Below are 208 nucleotides of genomic sequence, written 5' to 3' on the forward strand. Positions count from 1 at the left end.
AGCTATGGCCCCATAACAAAATTGGTGGGTCTGGGCAGATTCGAACTGCCGACCTCACCCTTATCAGGGGTGCGCTCTAACCAACTGAGCTACAGACCCAATTTCGAGCTTGTAACTGCTAGCTGTGAGCTATCAGCTTGGAGCTTAAAGCTGCTTCTATCGTCTTCTTCAATGAATCAAGCAATTCGTGTGGGAACTTATGGAGCAG

Annotated in this window: 1 tRNA gene; it reads right to left on the reverse strand. The window is 48.6% G+C overall.

Annotated features, from left to right (window positions below):
• Nucleotides 1–22: 22 nt before the first annotated feature.
• Nucleotides 23–99, reverse strand: a tRNA-Ile gene (locus ACM6JM_RS19305).
• Nucleotides 100–208 lie beyond the last annotated feature (109 nt).

The sequence above is a fragment of the Pseudomonas sp. IT-P2 genome, assembly GCF_949767575.1.
GTDB classification, from domain to species: domain Bacteria; phylum Pseudomonadota; class Gammaproteobacteria; order Pseudomonadales; family Pseudomonadaceae; genus Aquipseudomonas; species Aquipseudomonas pharyngis.